1 protein-coding gene is annotated in these 1,437 nt (G+C 31.4%); it reads right to left on the bottom strand.

Annotated features, from left to right (window positions below; genetic code table 11):
* Window positions 1-28: 28 nt before the first annotated feature.
* Entirely contained in the window at window positions 29-1,276 is a 1,248-nt protein-coding gene (locus IQ246_RS29640) for an ISL3 family transposase (protein WP_208492365.1), read from the bottom strand.
* Window positions 1,277-1,437: the final 161 nt, after the last annotated feature.

Here is a 1,437-nt window from a genome sequence, read left to right as displayed (position 1 = left end):
ATGGTTCTTCAGTACTTGTTATGCTAAACTAATAATTAAATTGCCAATTTAATAGACATCTAACTCTGAAATTTTCAAAATTTCTAAACCCATAACCAGAACGCTTAATTAGCTTAAGTTTGTTATTAATTCCTTCCACAGTACCACTCGTTGTCCCATTGTCAAAGTAAGCAATAATTTCATCAAACCAACGAATAATAGTATTGTTGCTATTTGGAAAATATATTTTAGCTCTCGACAACCACATCCCTAGTTTAAAGACTCCCGTATACCAATTATTAGTCTTATTAAAAACTTTTCTAATCTTTTCTTTTAGGTCATGCATTACTTTCAGAAGAGGAGATACATTCTTGACTTGAGTAAGTTTCTTCACTTGCTCCTCGGTTAAGTTATCTTCATTCTTAAGTAATGAGTATTTACTATTTTTTAATCCTTCTAGTATTTGTTCATATTCAGCTTTTTGTGAGGCTAATTTTGTTTTGTTTATTAACTCTTCTACATTTCGTTTTTCTCTTTTTCTTTGGGTATCTAATTCTTTATTGATCTGTGTCATTACATGGAATCTGTCTGCTACTACTTGAGCATTTGGCATTAATTCCGTGACTAAGTTTTTATACCCAACCCATAAATCTATACTGACTTCTTCTATTTGCTCTAAAACCTCAACTCCCCATTCTAAAAGGCTTTCCTTTATTATCGTTTGTGTGCGATCGCCTAAAATAGCAATTAGTTTCGATGTATCTAAATCAACTAGTACTGCACAGTAGTTACCTTTTCCTTTTATCAGAGCTATTTCATCAATTCCAAGTCTTTTTAGGTTTGAAGGTTTTGAATCTGATAATTGTTTGGATGCGTCTTTTAACATACGTTCTATCTCTTCTGTTGTCACTATCCCTTTTGAAGCTATACTGTGAATGTCATTTTCTAAAACTTCTTGTATTGTTTTACGCGCAAGTCGTTCTGTATAAGTCCTTTTCTTCCTCACAAAATCTAGGTCTTCACTAAATGGTTTTCTACATTTTTTGCATTTGAATTGTCGTCTATTAATTTCTAAAAATACTGGCTTTTCTCCAAAGGGTAAGTCTTTAACAATATGTCGATGGTTCTGATGTAATTTGTGGCTTGTAGCACCGCAATTCGGACAAATGCTATATGATTTTTTTGATTCAGTTTGTAAAATAATTCCAATCCCATTATGAAGTCGATGTGATACAATTTTTACATCATCCAAACCCAGAATTTCTGTTAAAATTTTAATATCTTTCTTGTTGACCATGACGTAAATGCACCAAAAAAATGTTTGTTATATTTACAGCAAACAATAAAAATGCCTTGTATGTCATCTCCATTAATAGCTTTAGCTATTAATGGAGATATTTTTCAACATATTATTACATTGAATTGCTAATAATTTGGCATAACAAGTACTGAAGAACC

Source organism: aff. Roholtiella sp. LEGE 12411 (genome assembly GCF_015206995.1).
Classification (GTDB): domain Bacteria; phylum Cyanobacteriota; class Cyanobacteriia; order Cyanobacteriales; family Nostocaceae; genus Komarekiella.
Note: the sequence above shows the minus strand (reverse complement) of the source record. Positions and strands in the feature narration are given on the sequence as shown.

Bases quoted from the DNA above. Each gene is read 5' to 3' on its own strand.
- IQ246_RS29640 (WP_208492365.1), bottom strand. From the start codon at position 1,276: ATGGTCAACAAGAAAGATATTAAAATTTTAACAGAAATTCTGGGTTTG.